This is a genomic window from Mycolicibacterium celeriflavum, from assembly GCF_010731795.1.
Lineage (GTDB): Bacteria > Actinomycetota > Actinomycetes > Mycobacteriales > Mycobacteriaceae > Mycobacterium > Mycobacterium celeriflavum.
Genome location: NZ_AP022591.1, coordinates 4,578,423 through 4,594,567, shown reverse-complemented (window position 1 = coordinate 4,594,567; position 16,145 = coordinate 4,578,423). Strand labels below are relative to the sequence as shown.

22 protein-coding genes are annotated in these 16,145 nt (G+C 65.3%); 11 read left to right on the top strand and 11 right to left on the bottom strand.

The genetic code is table 11. From position 1 onward, the window contains the following. Positions 1 to 3: 3 nt before the first annotated feature. Together G6N18_RS22075 and G6N18_RS22070 are read left to right on the top strand one after the other, a co-directional pair. Complete coding sequence (locus G6N18_RS22075) at positions 4 to 681, top strand: guanylate cyclase (protein WP_067221947.1); 678 nt, start codon at positions 4 to 6, stop codon at positions 679 to 681. Positions 682 to 717: 36 nt separating this feature from the next. Further along, positions 718 to 930 (top strand): hypothetical protein, encoded by a 213-nt coding sequence (locus tag G6N18_RS22070; protein ID WP_067221553.1) that lies wholly within the window; start codon positions 718 to 720, stop codon positions 928 to 930. Here G6N18_RS22070 and G6N18_RS22065 read toward each other — a convergent pair. The 5 genes from G6N18_RS22065 to G6N18_RS22045 form a co-directional block, all read right to left on the bottom strand. Next, complete coding sequence (locus G6N18_RS22065) at positions 927 to 1,640, bottom strand: LmeA family phospholipid-binding protein (protein ID WP_276060550.1); 714 nt, start codon at positions 1,638 to 1,640, stop codon at positions 927 to 929. The genes G6N18_RS22070 and G6N18_RS22065 overlap by 4 nt on opposite strands. A gap of 329 nt (positions 1,641 to 1,969) precedes the next feature. Then, a complete protein-coding gene (locus tag G6N18_RS22060) occupies positions 1,970 to 2,464 on the bottom strand; it encodes an SRPBCC family protein (protein ID WP_083001719.1) in 495 nt (164 codons plus the stop codon). Between the two features lie 7 nt (positions 2,465 to 2,471). After that, positions 2,472 to 2,837, bottom strand: coding sequence for a DUF1801 domain-containing protein (locus G6N18_RS22055; RefSeq protein WP_083001717.1), 366 nt, complete (start codon positions 2,835 to 2,837; stop codon positions 2,472 to 2,474). 44 nt (positions 2,838 to 2,881) lie between these two features. After that, on the bottom strand, positions 2,882 to 3,145 hold the full coding sequence (locus G6N18_RS22050) for a type II toxin-antitoxin system RelE family toxin (protein ID WP_067221539.1): 264 nt from the start codon (positions 3,143 to 3,145) through the stop codon (positions 2,882 to 2,884). Further along, a complete protein-coding gene (locus tag G6N18_RS22045; RefSeq protein ID WP_082949335.1) occupies positions 3,142 to 3,426 on the bottom strand; it encodes a type II toxin-antitoxin system Phd/YefM family antitoxin in 285 nt (94 codons plus the stop codon). Before G6N18_RS22045 ends, G6N18_RS22050 begins: the two co-directional genes overlap by 4 nt. A 107-nt stretch (positions 3,427 to 3,533) precedes the next feature. Between G6N18_RS22045 and G6N18_RS22040 the strand changes: the two genes are divergently transcribed. Further along, positions 3,534 to 4,085: a VOC family protein gene (locus G6N18_RS22040; protein WP_067221537.1), complete on the top strand. Its 552-nt coding sequence runs from the start codon at positions 3,534 to 3,536 to the stop codon at positions 4,083 to 4,085. A 49-nt stretch (positions 4,086 to 4,134) separates the two neighbouring features. Here the strand turns inward: G6N18_RS22040 and G6N18_RS22035 are convergent, their stop codons facing one another. Next, on the bottom strand, positions 4,135 to 4,656 hold the full coding sequence (locus G6N18_RS22035) for a nitroreductase family deazaflavin-dependent oxidoreductase (RefSeq protein ID WP_067221534.1): 522 nt from the start codon (positions 4,654 to 4,656) through the stop codon (positions 4,135 to 4,137). 281 nt (positions 4,657 to 4,937) lie between these two features. On the opposite strand from G6N18_RS22035, the gene G6N18_RS22030 reads away from it, so the two are divergent. Further along, positions 4,938 to 5,087, top strand: a complete 150-nt coding sequence (locus tag G6N18_RS22030) for a hypothetical protein (protein ID WP_163689974.1) — start codon at positions 4,938 to 4,940, stop codon at positions 5,085 to 5,087. A gap of 129 nt (positions 5,088 to 5,216) precedes the next feature. After that, on the top strand, positions 5,217 to 5,546 hold the full coding sequence (locus tag G6N18_RS22025; RefSeq protein ID WP_067221531.1) for a carboxymuconolactone decarboxylase family protein: 330 nt from the start codon (positions 5,217 to 5,219) through the stop codon (positions 5,544 to 5,546). A 218-nt stretch (positions 5,547 to 5,764) separates the two neighbouring features. Here G6N18_RS22025 and ychF read toward each other — a convergent pair whose 3' ends face one another. Further along, positions 5,765 to 6,838, bottom strand: coding sequence for a redox-regulated ATPase YchF (gene ychF / locus G6N18_RS22020; protein WP_083001715.1), 1,074 nt, complete (start codon positions 6,836 to 6,838; stop codon positions 5,765 to 5,767). An 84-nt stretch (positions 6,839 to 6,922) separates the two neighbouring features. Here ychF and G6N18_RS22015 point away from each other — a divergent pair, with 84 nt between their 5' ends. After that, positions 6,923 to 8,011, top strand: a complete 1,089-nt coding sequence (locus G6N18_RS22015; protein ID WP_083001713.1) for a DUF6542 domain-containing protein — start codon at positions 6,923 to 6,925, stop codon at positions 8,009 to 8,011. Between the two features lie 16 nt (positions 8,012 to 8,027). On the opposite strand, the gene G6N18_RS22010 is transcribed toward G6N18_RS22015, so the two are convergent. Further along, positions 8,028 to 9,029, bottom strand: a complete 1,002-nt coding sequence (locus G6N18_RS22010) for a 4-hydroxy-3-methylbut-2-enyl diphosphate reductase (RefSeq protein ID WP_083001711.1) — start codon at positions 9,027 to 9,029, stop codon at positions 8,028 to 8,030. A gap of 74 nt (positions 9,030 to 9,103) precedes the next feature. Here G6N18_RS22010 and G6N18_RS22005 point away from each other — a divergent pair, with 74 nt between their 5' ends. The 4 genes from G6N18_RS22005 (at position 9,104) to G6N18_RS21990 (ending at position 12,307) form a co-directional block, all read left to right on the top strand. Next, positions 9,104 to 9,670, top strand: a complete 567-nt coding sequence (locus G6N18_RS22005; protein WP_067221519.1) for a lipid droplet-associated protein — start codon at positions 9,104 to 9,106, stop codon at positions 9,668 to 9,670. Between the two features lie 22 nt (positions 9,671 to 9,692). Next, a complete protein-coding gene (xseA, locus tag G6N18_RS22000) occupies positions 9,693 to 10,925 on the top strand; it encodes an exodeoxyribonuclease VII large subunit (RefSeq protein ID WP_067221516.1) in 1,233 nt (410 codons plus the stop codon). Then, the gene (locus tag G6N18_RS21995) at positions 10,922 to 11,134 is read left to right on the top strand and encodes an exodeoxyribonuclease VII small subunit (RefSeq protein WP_082683845.1); all 213 of its coding nucleotides are present in this window, start codon (positions 10,922 to 10,924) and stop codon (positions 11,132 to 11,134) included. Before xseA ends, G6N18_RS21995 begins: the two co-directional genes overlap by 4 nt. Before the next feature lie 63 nt (positions 11,135 to 11,197). Beyond that, a complete protein-coding gene (locus G6N18_RS21990; RefSeq protein ID WP_067221942.1) occupies positions 11,198 to 12,307 on the top strand; it encodes a 3-beta-hydroxysteroid dehydrogenase in 1,110 nt (369 codons plus the stop codon). Between the two features lie 2 nt (positions 12,308 to 12,309). On the opposite strand, the gene G6N18_RS21985 is transcribed toward G6N18_RS21990, so the two are convergent. Then, complete coding sequence (locus G6N18_RS21985; protein WP_067221513.1) at positions 12,310 to 12,588, bottom strand: DUF1876 domain-containing protein; 279 nt, start codon at positions 12,586 to 12,588, stop codon at positions 12,310 to 12,312. 95 nt (positions 12,589 to 12,683) lie between these two features. On the opposite strand from G6N18_RS21985, the gene G6N18_RS21980 reads away from it, so the two are divergent. Next, positions 12,684 to 13,427: an alpha/beta fold hydrolase gene (locus tag G6N18_RS21980; RefSeq protein WP_067221510.1), complete on the top strand. Its 744-nt coding sequence runs from the start codon at positions 12,684 to 12,686 to the stop codon at positions 13,425 to 13,427. Here G6N18_RS21980 and G6N18_RS21975 read toward each other — a convergent pair. After that, on the bottom strand, positions 13,402 to 13,923 hold the full coding sequence (locus G6N18_RS21975; protein ID WP_067221506.1) for a 2'-5' RNA ligase family protein: 522 nt from the start codon (positions 13,921 to 13,923) through the stop codon (positions 13,402 to 13,404). The two genes, G6N18_RS21980 and G6N18_RS21975, sit on opposite strands and share 26 nt — an antisense overlap. A gap of 17 nt (positions 13,924 to 13,940) precedes the next feature. Next, complete coding sequence (locus G6N18_RS21970; RefSeq protein WP_082949334.1) at positions 13,941 to 16,037, bottom strand: alkyl/aryl-sulfatase; 2,097 nt, start codon at positions 16,035 to 16,037, stop codon at positions 13,941 to 13,943. Positions 16,038 to 16,145: the final 108 nt, after the last annotated feature.

Here is a 16,145-nt window from a genome sequence, read left to right as displayed (position 1 = left end):
GCGGTGTCACTCGAGCGGGCCCTCGACGCGACCAGGACCGGGGACCTCTGGCTTTTTCGGGGGCGGTCCGGGCCGGATCGGGCCATCCAGTCGCTGACCAACAGCCCGGTCAACCACGTCGGGATGACGCTCGCGATCGAGGATCTGCCGCCGCTGATCTGGCATGCCGAGTTGGGCGACAAGCTGACCGACATGTGGACCGGCCGCAACCAACGCGGGGTGCAACTCAACGACGCCCGCCAGGTCGTGGAGCGGTGGATCAACAACTACCATCAGCGCTGCTGGCTGCGGCAGCTCACACCGATCGCCAGCCGGGAGCAGGAGGACCGCGCACTGAAGGTGGTCGCGCGGATGGACGGCACGCCGTTTCCGAGCACGGCGCGCTTGACCGGCCGGTGGTTCCGCGGCCGGTTGGCCGTCGCGGACCTCACCCGCGGAATCCCCTTCGTGCACAGCAGGGTTCGCGATGCGACTCTACGTAGAAAGCAACAAAAGCTTCAAGTGGGGCTCGAGACCGCGTATTGCGCCGAGACCGTCGCCATCACCTACGAGGAGATGGGGTTGCTGAGTACGGAAAAGCACTACAACTGGTTCGACCCGGGCTCGTTCTGGAGCGGCGACACGCTGCCGCTGGCCCCCGGCTATCAGCTCAGCGCCGAGATCGCCGTGGACCTGGACTGATCGACGGGGACCGCCGAGCTGCCTACGCTCGATGAGGTGTCGCTGTCCACCGCCCTGCGAGTCGCCTCGATCGTCATCGTCGTCAAAGCGGTGCTGATCGGCGCGGTCTACTGGCGTCGCGCCGTGCTCATGGGCCGCCCCGTCGACGCCGGTGTTATCGCGTCGACCGTGCTGGCGGGTGTTGTCGGGGTAGCCGTGGTGATCACCGCGATCGCCGTGCTCGCGCGCTATCTGAGGGATCACCGCTAAAGGCGCGCGAAGCAGGGGTTGGCGTCCTCTTCGGGGATCGAGGCGTCGTCGCTGGAAAACTTCCCGACGACGCCGGAGTCGGTCACCTCGACGCCGTCGGCGTGGATCCCGAGCGGGTAGTTGTCGTTGAGCTTCTTGGTCAGCTCGTTGAGCGCCGTCTGCACCGCGTCCTTGGGCAGCGGACCGGTGACGTCGAGGACCTCCAGGTTCAGGTCGCCGTCGCTGACGACGGGCTTGGCGGTGACGCTGTTGTCGCCGGCTTCCAGAATCACCGTGCCCGCCGCGGCGTCGGTGCGCACGCCGGTGATCAGGTTGCCTACTCCCGGCAGGTTCGCGGCGACGGTGTCCTTGATGCCCGCCGACTTCCAGCTCAACGTCGCGTCGAGTCTTCCGATGGTGCCTTTGGAGTCTCCCGAGTCCTGCAGGCGGACGTCGGCGAGCACCACCTCGGCGGTCATGCCGTCGGCGCTCTGCACGCGGTTCCCCTCGGTGGTGACCGAGATGTTGGTGTAGTGCCCGGTGATGTGCTGCCACAGAAACGGCGGGTTCACACCGAACGAGATCGTGACGCCGTCCTCGGTGACGCATTCGGCGACGTCGGTCAGGATGGTGTCGGCGCGGTGCCGGGCGTACAGCTCGGTGCCGGCAAGTCCGCCCGCCAGCAGGGCGATCACGATGACGACAATCAGGATGATCGACGTTTTGTTCAAGCTCCTTGCGCGACGCGGTTTTTCGTCAGTGCCGGGCGTCGGCCCGAAGTCCGGCGGTGGAGGCGGTGGGGGCGACTCGTGCCGGAAGAGCTGCTCGGTCGGTCGCACATCGGCAGGTGAGGGAGGCTTCGGATATCGCTGAGCCGGCCCCACGTTCGGCGGTGGCGACGGTGGCCCGAACCGATCGGTCGGCGGCTCGGGCGGCTGATTCGGCGGCTGCCTCGGCGGAGCCGGCCGTCTCGGCGGCGATGGCGGTCGCTGGCCCGGGTTGGGCGGTGGTGCACCGCGGCCTCGCCAGTCAGGCGGCCCTGGGCGTTGCGGCGGCTGCGTCACTTGCGCGATTCTGCCCTATGCCCGTCCGGGCGAAAGACGGCCTGACGCCTGGCGAGGTAGGCGGCCAGCTTGTCCAGCGATGAGTTCATTCCCGCTTCGTGGTCAGTCGCCGAAATCCCCGGCGGCACGTCGTCGGCGCGCAGCTCGACCCTGGTGCCGCCGTCCACCCGTGTCACTGTCCACGTCATCGTCATGGTCCCGCCGAAAGCCGCGTCATCCGAAGCGAAGTCGACTGCTTGCACGACGCGGTCGTCGGGCGCGATTTCCAGGAAGCGACCCTCGACGACATCCGAGCCGCCGGCGGCGGGCGGGTCGGTGTAGGTCAGGATCTTCCGATAGGAGCCGCCCGGGCGGGCGTCGAGGTGATCGAACCGACCCATCATGCCGGCCGGCGGCAACCACTCGGCGAGCGCTTCGGGGTCGACAAGCGCTTCGAAGACGCGGGTCAGTGGGGCCTTGACCACTCGCGACGCGACATCCGTACGAGCCATGGCACCCTCACTTACGGCGCTTCGACGCTCGATTGGTGCGGTTGACCTCGACCGCCTCGTTGATCAACTTCTTGAACGCGCCCGGATCCAATTCGTCGTCTTCGCGTAGGTCGATGGAGCGCCCGACCGGCGCCTGCAGACTCGCGTTGAACAGGTTGTCCGAGTCGTTGATGGACGAACCCTTCGCGAAATTCACCTTCACCTTGCCCTTGTACATCTCGAGCGTGCAGATGAGACCGTCCAGGGAGAACGCCGGCACGCCATCGGGGTTCGATGGTTTACGCCACTTGATCTCCTCGACGACGTCGGGTTCGGCTTCCTTGATCAACGACCGGATCTCCTCGACCCGGGCTACGCGCCAGTCCTCAGTCATGCCCCGAATCTACTCAAACCATCGCTTGGAGCCTGCCAAGCCAATCACCGATAGACGTCGCGACGGTGCGCGATGTGAATGACCCGCACGACGATTCGGTCTTCGAAAATCTGGTAGATCACCCGGAATTCGCCGCGCCGCGCGGAGTACCGACCTTCCAACTGACCACGAAGCGGCTTTCCGACTCGGCGCGGACTTTCCGCCAGCGGCCCGCGGATGAATTCCCAACATGCGACGGCCACCGCTTCGGGAAGGACGTGGGTCAACGCGTTCTTCGCCGCCCTTGTCAGCTCGATGCGGTAGGTCACCGCGGCAGCCGCCCGGCGGCGCGCATCTCCTCTGTCACCTCGTCAAGCGAATACGTCTCACCGTTGTCGGCTTCTGCCTCGGCGTCGCGCAACTCGCGAAGCAGCTGCTGGTCGCTGAGAATCGCCAGGGTTTCCATGATCGAGTCAAAGTCTTCTGCACTGAGGATCACCGCCGCCCTGCGGCCTTGCCGGGTGACCTCGATCCGCTCGTGGGTACGGACCGCCTGCTCGATCAACTTGGAGAGGTTCGCACGGACCTCCGCCAGCGGCAGCGTAGACATGTACAGAATCCTAGCGCGATTGCATGACACCCCTCGGATACCCTAGGGCTCCCCGCGCCAGCCTTTAGTACTACCGTGCGTAGTAACTGATGATGGAGGGAGATCGGATGCGGTGGCGCGGTGTGAGTCACGTCGAGTTCGCTGTTCTGAACTACGACGACTCCATCGCGTTCTACGACGCGCTGTTCGGCTGGCTCGGATACAGCAGTTTCTCTTCGCTGAACATGGAGTACCAGTCGACGTATTACATGACGCGGTACGTCAACCCGCACAGCTACATCGGCATCCAGCCAGCCGGCACCGGAAACAAGTTGACGCACAGCGACCAGGCGGTCGGCATCAACCACATCGCGCTGTGGGCGCGCAGCAGAAGTGAAGTCGACTGCTTCCATCGCGAATTCCTGATCGGGCGGGACATCTCGGTCACCGACGAACCGGAGGACTATCCGCAATACTGGCCCGGCTACTACGCGGTGTTCTTCGACGATCCCATCAACGGCATCCACTGGGAACTGGCATGGATCCCGAAAGTCCCTTCCCCACGCCAGATCTGGTCGTCCTATAGCGCGCTCCGCGGATTCGCCAAAAGCCGGCCGGATCTGGCAAGAACGGTGCCCGGGGTCGCCAAGCAGGCGACGCGCACTCTGCCGTCGGGATAGGCAACGCGCGAGAGCTACACGTTGAAGCGGAATTCCACCACCCCGGCGCCTATCCGATGGTCTGGTTGGTTGATGTGAACGCCAACAATGGAATCTTTCGATCCCCGGAGGACGCGTCGTACGTGTTGTAGCCGGGATTCCACTGTTTGGCCAACGCCCATAGGCGGTCATACTCGGCGGCCGTAACTTCCTGGCCCACAAACTGCCCTTCGAATCCGCCCCCCCATAGCGTCACAACGGGATTGGCTTTGACGTTGTGATACCACGCCGGATGCCGGGTACCGCCGTAGTTCGATGCGATCAGAATCACGCGGTCGCCGTCGGTGAAATAGATCAGGGGCGTGACTCGCTCGATTCCCGATTTCGCGCCGGCATGGGTCAGCAGAAGGAATCGCGGCCATGTCCCTATGGAACTGACGCGACCGCGCGTGCGACGCATCAGGGTTGGGTCAACTCGAGGGGAGATGTGCCGCAGATACCACTGGCCGCTCGGTGAACCTGCGATCTTGCAAACGACGCCCTTGATCAGGCCGGTGCCATCGCTGGTGGGATCCACTGCCGGAATCGGCATGGCAGAACTGTAGCGGTGTAGGTCTGAATTATCCCGAGAACGGCGGAGCTACGACCAGCGGCTTAGCCTCTACACATTGAAGCGGAATTCGACTTGGTACCGACTTGCCACACGACGTGAGGTATCACACATATCGAGCCATCTCTGCTGGTGACGGGGCACCTTCGCCTCATGTCGAACCGGCATGCGACGCCTGACGCCAAGCTGTCCACATCCGGCTGTCGGGTTGGAATACCCCCCGGGGGTATATAGTTATCACCGGTACCTGCCATTGCGTCGTCATGCCAGGCGGCACCGCGCTGGAGGTAGGCACGGGGATCCTGATCGCGGCGGCGGTCCTGGCACTGCTCACCCTCAGCGGGCGCGTGAACACCGAGGAATCTGCTGCAATCGCGCCCGGACGCAACGAAATCAGGGAGGTCCGCACCTGATCAGAGGACCGCGGACTGCCCCTGGGTCTACCCACCGGCGTCCGTAGACCGTGGCACGACCAGAAAGCGCTGCCTCATCCTGCGCCGCCGCGCCTGAGGCAGCACCAACGAACAAGCAAAGGATCAGCAATGCACTCTCACAACGACGAAGCAAAATTCATGGCCGACATCAAGGCCGCCGCACCGGAGATGGTCTCGGCGTTCTTCGGATTCGACAAAGCCGTGTTCAACAAGAACACCGGCAACCTTGATCTGGCCACCAGGGAGCTGATCGCAGTCGGTGTCGCAGTTACCACTCAGTGCCCGTTCTGCATCGAGGACCACGCCAAGCGCGCCGTCAAGGCCGGCGCTTCCAAGGCCGATGTCGCCGAAGCAGTCATGGTTGCCGCCGCCTTGCGCGCCGGTGGCGGCGTCACGCACGGTTGGAAGGCGATGAAGAGCATCGCCGATGACGAGTAGCCGCCGCCGGACGCTTACACGTTGAAGCGGAACTCGACCGGATTGCGTCGCCGATAAACACCACGACGGTGGGCGATGGTTGATGACCCGGACGTAACTCAACGCTTAAGAGGTTGATCACCCGCAAATACGCAGGGCAATCCACCCGTTAACGTCCTCGGCTGCGACCCATGCGAACAGCGGGACGCCAGTGGCAACGCAGCTACACATGAGAGCAACTACACGTTGAAGCGGAACTCGACCACATCGCCGTCGGCCATGACGTAGTCCTTGCCCTCCATCCGAACCTTGCCCGCCGCCTTCGCCGCGGCCATCGACCCGGCCTCGACCAGGTCGTCGTAGGAGACGATCTCGGCCTTGATGAAACCCTTCTCGAAGTCGGTGTGGATCACTCCGGCCGCCTTCGGCGCGGTGTCGCCTTGGTGAATCGTCCACGCACGCGACTCTTTCGGTCCCGCGGTCAAGAACGTCTGCAGCTTCAGAGTGTGAAAACCCGCCCGCGCCAACGCATCCAGGCCATGCTCGGTCTGGCCGATCGACTCGAGCAGCTCCGCGGCCGACTCGTCGTCGAGCTCCTGCAGCTCGGCTTCGATCTTCGCGTCGAGGAACACCGCGTCGGCCGGCGCCACCATCTCGCGCAATTCCGACTTTCGCGCGTCGTCAGTCAACACCGCCTCGTCGGCGTTGAACACATACAGAAACGGCTTGGTCGTCAGCAGATTCAGTTCCCGCAACGGCGCAGTGTCCACGCCCGCCGCGAACAACGTCGTCCCGCCGTTGAGGATTTCCTGCGCCGCCGCGGCGGCCTCGTGCGCCGGCCTGCGCTCCTTGTGCGTCCTGGCTTCCTTCTCCAACCGCGGCAACGCCCTCTCCAGCGTCTGCAGGTCGGCGAGGATCAGTTCGGTCTCGATCACCTCGATGTCGGACTTCGGGTCGATGCGGCCGTCGACGTGCGCCACGTCGTCGTCACTGAACACCCGCACCACTTGGCAGATCGCGTCACTCTCGCGGATGTTGGCCAGAAACTTGTTGCCCAACCCGGCGCCTTCGGATGCGCCCTTGACGATTCCGGCGATATCAACGAAGGTGACCGGCGCATGAACGATCTTTTCCGACCCGAAAATTCTGGCCAGCTCGGCCAATCGCGGATCGGGCAGCGGGACGACTCCCTCGTTCGGCTCGATCGTGGCGAACGGGTAGTTGGCGGCCAGCACGTCGTTTCGCGTCAACGCGTTGAAGAGCGTCGATTTTCCGACGTTCGGCAGGCCGACGATTCCCAGGTTCAAGCTCACAGGGTCCAGAGTCTAGGAGACTGTGACGGGCGCGCCCGAACCGCGCTGACCGCCACATGTAGCGATAGCCGGTACGGTCTACCTGTGTCAGCACAGCGCGCACGGTCGGCGGTCGTCGCCGACCATCGGTCCGCGCACCCCAACTTCCCCGGTGTGCCCGGGTGGGGTGCTGTGCTGGTCGCGATCACGGCAACCGCGATCGGATTCGCGTTCGACGCCGGCTCGGGCGGCAAAGAACTCAGCTCGGTCTTCGCCGCGTGCTACCTCCTCGGCTGCCTCGCGGCCGTGCTGGCCGTCCGGCAGGAAGCGGTGTTCACCGCGGTCATCCAGCCGCCGCTGATTCTGTTCGTCAGCGTGCCGGGGGCCTACTTCCTGTTCACCGGCGGACAGTTCACCGGCGTCAAGGATCTGGCGATCAACTGCGGCTACCCGCTGATCGAACGCTTCCCGCTGATGTTCTTCACTTCGGCGGCCGTGCTGCTGGTCGGCATGGTCCGCTGGTACGTCGGCATGGCGACCCGCCGCACATCTCCACAAGCCGCCGACGACCGCAGCGAGTCGAAGCCTGGTCGCGTGGCGGAGTTGGCGACGGCGTTGATGAACAAAGGGGTGGCGAAGGTCTCGGCACTGCTGGCGCGCCCATCGCACGATGACGCCGAGGAGGTTGCTCCGCCCCGCCGTAAGCGCGCCGAGAGTGTGAGCCGGCCCACCCGCACCGGCAGAACGGCGTCGAATCGCAGCGGTCGGCCAACCAGCAGGACTTCGACGCCACGACCGCGCCACGTCCGCCCGCCCGAGACCGAAGTCATCGAGCCCGTCGCCGAGCGCCCGCGGCGTCCCCGCTCGGGCAGGCACGCCGAACCGCCGTCATCGGCCGAGCCGCGCCGCAGACCGCGCGCGTCGAACCCGCGGCAGCCCGGCCCTCCCCCATCGGAGCGCCGCGTCGGCTACGAGCGCACCGGGCGCGACCGAACCGGGGAGCGCCCCGAACGTCGCCGTCGCTTCGACGACTACCAGCCTCGCGAGCCGCACCGCAGCAACGGCAATGGGACACACCACCCGGTGTCGCGGGTGCGCTACCGAGGTGAAGAAACCGACGACCGCGCGGAGTACCGGACCCGTCGCCGGACGCCCCGTGACTGGGAGGCCGACTCCTGGGAGTACGACATCTGACGCTGTCGCTCGACGGCTACGCGCGGGCGGGGCGGATCTCCCTTGGCAAGGCGAAAACCAGCGTCTCGTTGGCCGTCGTCACCGGCTGCACCACGTCGAAGCCGTACTCGCCCAACCGCTCCAACACGCCGCGCACCAGAATCTCCGGCACCGACGCGCCGGAGGTGACCCCAACCGTCGTCACCCCATCGAGCCAGGCGGGGTCGATGTCGTCGGCGTAGTCGACGAGGTGGGCGGCGTCGGAGCCGGCGCCCAGCGCGACCTCGACCAGCCGGACCGAGTTCGACGAGTTGCGCGATCCGACCACGATCACGAGCTCACACTCCGGGGCCATCGCCTTGACCGCCACCTGGCGGTTCTGCGTGGCGTAACAGATGTCGTCGCTCGGCGGGTCCTGCAGGGTCGGGAACTTCTCGCGGAGTCGGCGCACCGTCTCCATGGTCTCGTCGACGCTCAGCGTGGTCTGCGACAGCCAGATGACTTTGCTCTCGTCGCGCACGGTGACGTTGTCGACGGAGTCGGGCCCGTCGACGAGCTGCACGTGGTCGGGTGCCTCCCCGGCGGTGCCGACGACCTCCTCATGGCCTTCGTGGCCGATCAGCAGGATGTCGTAGTCGTCGCGGGCGAACCGCTTGGCTTCGTTGTGCACCTTGGTGACCAGCGGACAGGTCGCGTCGATGACCTTGAGGTCGCGCTCTTTGGCGGTCTGGTGCACCGTCGGGGCGACGCCGTGGGCGGAGAACACCACGATCGCGCCTTCGGGCACCTCGTCGGTCTCCTCGACGAACACCGCACCCGCCTTGGCCAGCGTCTCGACGACGTGCCGGTTGTGCACGATCTCGTGACGCACGTAAACCGGGGCGCCGTGCTTTTCCAGCGCGCGCTCGACGGTTTCGACGGCGCGGTCGACTCCCGCGCAGTAACCACGCGGCTCAGCCAGCAGCACCCGCTTGCCGGAGACACCACCGGTGACCGAGCTGGAGGCGCCCGGAATCCCCATGTTGATCGTCGTCGGCATGAGACCCAGGGTACGCACAAAGTCGTTCGGTGGCCCTCCCGGACCAGCCGAGCGGCCGCCCGTAGGCTAGGGCCATGGCAACCGCACCTTATGGGGTCCGTCTGCTGGTTGGCGCGGCGGTAACCGCCATCGAGGAAACCCGTAAGCTCCCGCAGACCATCCTGATGTACCCGATGACCGTCGTCAGCCAGCTCGCGCACCTCGTGATGAAGATGCAGCAGGACGTCGCCGACCTGGTCATCAAGGGTGACGAGACGCTGGAGTCGCTCTTTCCGCCCAAGGATGAACAGCCCGAGTGGGCGACCTTCGACGAGGACCTCGACGACGGCGCGGCACCGACGCCCACCACCGACGGTGAGCGCCTGACCGAGGGCCGCTTCGCGCTGTTCAGCAACGGCGAACCGGGGACGTCGACGGCTGACCGGGAAACCCGCACGGCGTCACCGGACCCGGGCGACACCCCAGAGATCGTCACCGAACTGGACTACGAATCGCTCACGCTCGCGCAGTTGCGGGCTCGACTGGGCACCCTGCGGGTCAACGACCTCGAGGCGCTGCTGGCCTACGAAGAGGCCACCAAGGGCCGCGCACCGTTCCAGACCCTGCTCGCGAACAGAATCACCCGCGCGTCCGCCAGGTGACGTCGCCCAGCGGGCGCCGAAGATGACAGAAGCCGAGCCGGGCAAGTCTCCGGACAACCCATGGCCGGTGCGCGCTGTGGCCACGCGCGTCGCAAAGTACATCGACCGGCTCGGCACCGTGTGGGTCGAGGGCCAGCTGACCGAACTCAAACTGCGCCAGTCGACCGCCTGGATGGTGCTGCGCGATCCCGCCGCCGACATGTCGCTGTCGGTGAGCTGTCCGCGTGATCTGGTCGCGAATGCGCCGGTGCCGCTGACCGAGGGCACGCAGGTGCTGATGCACGGCAAGCCGCAGTTCTACACCCGCAATGGCTCTTTCAGCCTGCGCATCGACGAGATCCGCGCCGTCGGCCTCGGCGAGCTGCTGGCCCGCATCGAGCGGCTGCGCCGGTTGCTCGACGCCGAAGGGCTGTTCGACCCGCGACTGAAGCGGCCGCTGCCTTTCCTGCCGCGCACTATCGGGCTGATCACCGGCCGGGCCAGCCACGCTGAGCGCGACGTGGTCACTGTTGCTCGAGACCGTTGGTCCGCAGTGCATTTCGCGATCCGCAACACCGCGGTGCAGGGTCCCAACACCGTGCCGCAGGTCGTCGAGGCGTTACGCGAACTGGACGCAGATCCCGACGTGGACGTCATCGTGATCGCGCGCGGTGGCGGCAGCGTCGAGGACCTGCTGCCGTTCTACGACGAAACACTGTGCCGCGAGATCGCCAAGTGCACCACGCCGGTGGTCAGCGCGATCGGTCACGAACCTGACAACCCGCTGTGTGACCTGGTCGCGGATCTGCGGGCGGCCACCCCCACCGACGCCGCCAAGCGCATCGTCCCCGACGCCGCCGCCGAGCAGGCGTTGATCACCGACCTGTGTCGACGCGGTGGGCGCGCGCTGCGTAACTGGGTGCACCGCGAACAACGCACCATCGACCAGTTGCGCAGCAGACCCGTGCTGGCGCAGCCGATGGCCGCGATCAATGCACGCGCCGACGAGGTCGAGCGTGCACGCACCGCCGCCCGCCGCGATATCACCCGCCTGGTGGCCGCCGAGGCCGACCGCATCGGACACCTGTCGGCGCGCCTGAGCACACTGGGGCCGGCGGCGACGCTGGCGCGGGGCTACGCGGTGGTGCAGACCATGCCGGACGCGGCGGTGCTGCGCACGACGGCCGACGCCCCGAAGGGTGCGCGGCTGCGGGTGCGGGTGTCCGACGGGGCGATTGCCGCGATCAGCGACGGGCCGGAAGGGACGACTCAATGAAGCCCATTAGTGAACTCGGCTACGAAGAAGCGCGAGAAGAACTGGTCGCGGTGGTTCAGCAACTGGAGCAGGGCGGCTTGGATCTCGATGCATCGCTGAAGCTCTGGGAACGGGGCGAGGAGCTCGCCAAACGTTGTGAAGAGCACTTAGCTGGGGCCCGCAAGCGGATCGAGGATGCGCTGGCCGCAAAGGAGCCTGAAGAAAGTTGACGCGGCAACGACCCTGGCGACAAGGGGTCGAAACTGTAACACGTTTCAGTTATGCTGCCCGCCATGGGTGACTCAACGCTGACCACCGAATTGGATCGGGTGCTTGTGACGGGCGGATCGGGATTCGTCGGCGCCAATCTGGTGACCGAACTGCTCGAGCGCGGACATGAGGTCCGCTCCTTCGACCGCGCCCCCTCGTCGCTACCGGCGCACCCGCGACTCGAAGTGCTCGAAGGCGACATCTGTGACGTCGAGACGGTGGCTGCCGCCGTCGCCGGTGTCGACACCGTCTTCCACACCGCGGCCATCATCGACCTGACGGGCGGCGGCGCGGTGAGCCAGGAAAGTCGCGAGCGCAGCTTCGCGATCAACGTCACCGGGACCGAGAACCTCGTGCGGGCGGCGCAGGCGGCCGGCGTGCCGCGCTTCGTCTACACCGCCTCGAACAGCGTCGTCATGGGCGGGCGGCGCATCTCCGGTGGCGACGAAACCCTGCCCTACACAGAGCGGTTCAACGATCTCTACACCGAGACCAAGGTGGTCGCGGAGAAGTTCGTGCTTTCACAGAACGGCGCCGGCGGACTGCTGACGTGTTCGATCCGGCCGAGCGGCATCTGGGGCCGCGGCGACCAGACCATGTTCCGCAAGGTGTTCGAGAGCGTGCTCGCCGGGCACGTCAAGGTGCTGGTGGGCAGCAAGAACGTCAAGCTCGACAACTCCTACGTACACAACCTGATTCACGGTTTCATCCTGGCTGCACAGCATCTGGTGCCCGGCGGTACGGCCCCTGGGCAGGCGTACTTCATCAACGACGGCGAACCGATCAACATGTTCGAGTTCTCCCGCCCGGTGGTGGAGGCCTGCGGACAGAAGTACCCGAAGCTCCGCGTGCCCGGTCGGCTGGTGTGGTTCGTCATGACGGTGTGGCAGTGGCTGCACTTCAAGTTCGGTGCGCCCAAGCCGATGATCGAACCGCTTGGCGTGGAACGGCTTTACCTCGACAACTACTTCTCCATCGCGAAGGCCGAACGTGACCTCGGTTACCGGCCGCTGTTCACCACGGAGCAGGCGATGGCCGAGTGCCTGCCCTACTACGTCGACCTGTACCGCCAGATGGAGAACGCGTCGAAGGAACCGGCGGTCAGCATCACCACGGCGCCGCCCGAGGGCTGAGCTCAGCGGTACAAGTGGACCGGCTGATGCGTGGTCTGCTCGATCCGTGAGGACGCGCGCTGCAACAGTTCCGCGCCGAGCGCGATCAGCCCTCTTGCCGCAGCGATCTCCTCACCCACCCGTGGCTGCACGGAATCCTTCGGGTTGCGGTAGGCGTCGCCCAGCGCGGTGACCGTTTCACCGTCGTCGCGGGTGGCCCGCACCGTCGCGTGGGTGTGCGTATCGTCCTCAGCGAACTCGACGTCGATGTGCCAGATGTTGTCCATGACCTTGTCGTACATTGCCATCACCCTCCACTACCAGGGTGCTCCCTCGCCGGATGCTTCGCACCCATTTCGCACACGGTGCAGCACGAGATTCGGCATGGTGATGTGCGATGGTCGAATCGCGCTTCACAACCAACGGCGGCGTACGCCTTCACTACCTCGACTCCGGCGGGCAGAGTCGACGTGCACCGGTCGTCTTCGTGCCGGGCATGACCGATGTCGCCGAGGACTACGTTGAGGTGCTGGGGCTGTTCGGCCGACGGACGTTGGTCGTGGAGCTGCGGGGGCACGGGCGTAGCGGCGCACCCGAAACTGGTTATGACTCAGCGTCACTCGGCAGCGATGTCGGCGCGGTGATCGACACCGTCACCGACGGTCCGGTGCACCTCGTGACGTTCTCGCGCGGCACCGCGTATGCGCTGAGGTGGGCGCTGGGGCATCGCGGCCGGGTGCGGTCGATCTCGATCGGCGACTACATCCCCGAGGAGATCACGCTCGCCGAGCACATCTTCGTCCGACTGTTGGACGGTCGCTGGCGGGGAACCCCCGTGCACGAGCGTCTCGACCGCGACGCGGGCGTCGCCACGTTCCGCGCCGCGCGCTCGCAGTCATTCTGGGAACCGCTGGCGCAGTGGCAGCCGCCGCTGCTTGTGGTACGAAGCCCCACCAGCCCGTTGATCGACGACGCCGCGTGGGACCGCTACCGATGTCTGTTCCCGGCGGCCCGGCTGCATGTCTTCCCCGACTCCCCGCACGACATCTTCCGGCCGGACCGCGGCCGGTTTCCGGCACTGGTGCGTGCGCACGTCGACGCGGTCGACGAAACCGTCAGGGCAGCGTCGCGAGCTCAGTGACTTCGCCTGTGCCGCTGTTGATCAGCGCCGCATGATCCACCCGCGCGCGAAGCGGCAGGATGTCCATCACCGTGGCCGCCACGGTCGGCAACTGCGCCAACGTCGCGCGCGGTGCAAGCGAGCAGTGCGGCAGCCAACTGCCCGGGCGATAGTGCTTGTGCAGATCGGCACCGCTCGCCGCAACGGCTTCGACCACCCGCTGCTGCCGCGTCACCAGGTCCGCGCTGACACCTGCGACGAGCCACACCCGGCCCCGCCGGAACACGCCTACCCCGTCGAAGTGCAATTCGACCGGTTCACCGTCGAGACCTGCGAGCGCAGCGGCGACTGCGGCGTCGTCCCAGCGACGCAGCACCGCATAACTCACATGCGGCAGGTGCTTGCCGTGGGTGTGTGAACGCAGGCTCGGCACGCCGACGTCTTCCAGCCGGTCCCACAGCGAGCGCACCGCCCGTTCGGAGCGACGATCGAAAAGCAGGCAGACGGCCAGGGCCATGCCCTAGCGTATGGCGGCTACGGCGTCACGATGTTGAACCAGAACGGGAACGTGTCCAGCAGACCCATGAACTCCTCGACCGATTGGCGATTACCCTCGAGCGTCACCTTGTTCTGGTCGATGCCGTCGGTGAGCTTCAACTTGCCCAGCTGAATATCGTTCATAACCGGCTTGGTGAGCTTGAGATTCGCATTGGCGTTCGGTCCCGGCGGCCCGTAGTTGAGCACACCGTTTTCCACGATCAGCCCATACTGCTTGTTCAGGTCGGTGAAATCGACGTTGAGGGTTATGTTCTTGCCCGCGGCCTTCGGGCCGTTGAGCCGCACCGCCAGGTAGTCGAACATCATTTCCGGCGGCATCGCGTTGATGGTGTCCGGGCTTGCGGTGTTCGTCGCGGCCACGTCGGGCACGCCATTGCGCAACTCATAGGCACCCTGCAGGTACACCGATCGCCAGGGTCCCGATTCGGCCTGGTACCCCATCTGCTCGTAGCTGTCGGCGAGCAGGTTCTTGCCGTGCACACTGTCCGGATTGGCGAAGACGACCTGCTTGAGCACCATCGCCGTCCAGCGGTAATTGCCATTGTCGAAGTCGTTCTTCGCCTTCTCGAGGATCGCTTCCTCACCGCCCATGTATTCGACGTACTTCTTCGCCGCATCGGCAGGAGGCAGATCGTCGAGGTCGGACGGGTTGCCGTCATACCATCCCAGGTAACGCTGATAGACCGCCCGGGAGTTGTGTTTCACGGTGCCGTAGTAGCCGCGGTCGGGCCAGTACTGATCGAGCTCGGGCGGCATCTTGATCTCTTCGGCGATCTCGGAGCCCACATAACCCTGGTTCAACAACCGCACGGACTGGTCGTGAATGTACTTGTACATGTCACGCACACGCTTGAAGTAGTCGATGACGTTGGCGTTTCCCCACTTTGGCCAGTGGTGGCTCTGGAACTTGACCTCGATGTTTGGGCCATACAGCCGAATCGTCTCATCGAGGAACTGCGACCATTTCAGCGGATCACGCACCTGCGCACCCCGCAGGGTCAACAGGTTGTGCATCGTGTTGACCGTGTTCTCGGCCATCCACATGGCCTTGAACTGCGGGAAGAAAGTGTTCATCTCCGACGGCGCCTCTGTGCCCGGAGTCATCTGGAACTCCATATCCACACCGTCGACCGTCATCTTGGTACCGGTGGTGTTGATTACATCAGTCGGAATGATGAGGGTGGGAATGCCGTTCGAAATCGTCTGCCCCAGACCCGCATTCACGCCGCCCTGGGCGTTGCGTGGCAGTTGCGCGCCGAACATGTAAACCGCGCGGCGCGACATCGCATTGCCGGCGATCACGTTCTCGCTCACCGCATGATCGACGAAACCCGCGGGCGCGATGATCTTGACCTTGCCGGAGTCGACGTCCTGCTGCGAGACGACCCCTCGAACGCCTCCATAGTGATCGGTGTGCGAGTGACTGTGCACCACCGCGAGGACGGGCCGGGGGCCGAGCTCTTGGTTGGCCAAGTCCAGTGCGGCCCTCGCCGTCCCGGGCGAGACCATCGTGTCCATGATGATCCACCCCGTGTCGCCGCGGACCAGCGTCAGATTCGACAGGTCGTACCCACGCACCTGATAGATCCGGTCGGGCACCACCTCGAACAAGCCGTACTGCATGTTGAGCTGCGCATTGCGCCACAGACTGGGATTGACGGTGTCCGGTGCCGGCTTGTCGTCGGCGATGTACTTCTTGTACTCCTCCAGGTCCCACACGACGTTGCCGTCGGCGTCTTTGATCGTCAGCGTGTCGGGCTTGGCGATGAGACCTCGCTTCGCATCCTCGAAGTCGCTGCGGTCGTTGAATGGCAGCGTGTCGACGAGTTTCTGATTCGCTGCCTTGGTGGCGTCCGTGGCGCCCTTCGGCTTGTTGTCTGTCGTCAGCGTCCCGTTGCCCGATGATCCCGACTCTCCCGAGTCGTTGTTGCATGCCGACAGAATGGTGGTTGCTCCGACTGTGCCCAAACCGGCGAGGCCTAGGCGACTCAGCGCCGTCCGGCGGGACAGCGTTGCGCCCAGAACCGCGGCGCGTGTGGTGGCTGCTTGCGATGCGTCTTCACTCGGATCCATGCGAGGGAATTATTGCCTCGTGTGAGCGACGCGATGGGCAGAACGGTGAGTCCTAATGAACTTCACACTGAGTCTCGTCTGACGAATGAGTGAAAGTTTCCCCAAGGC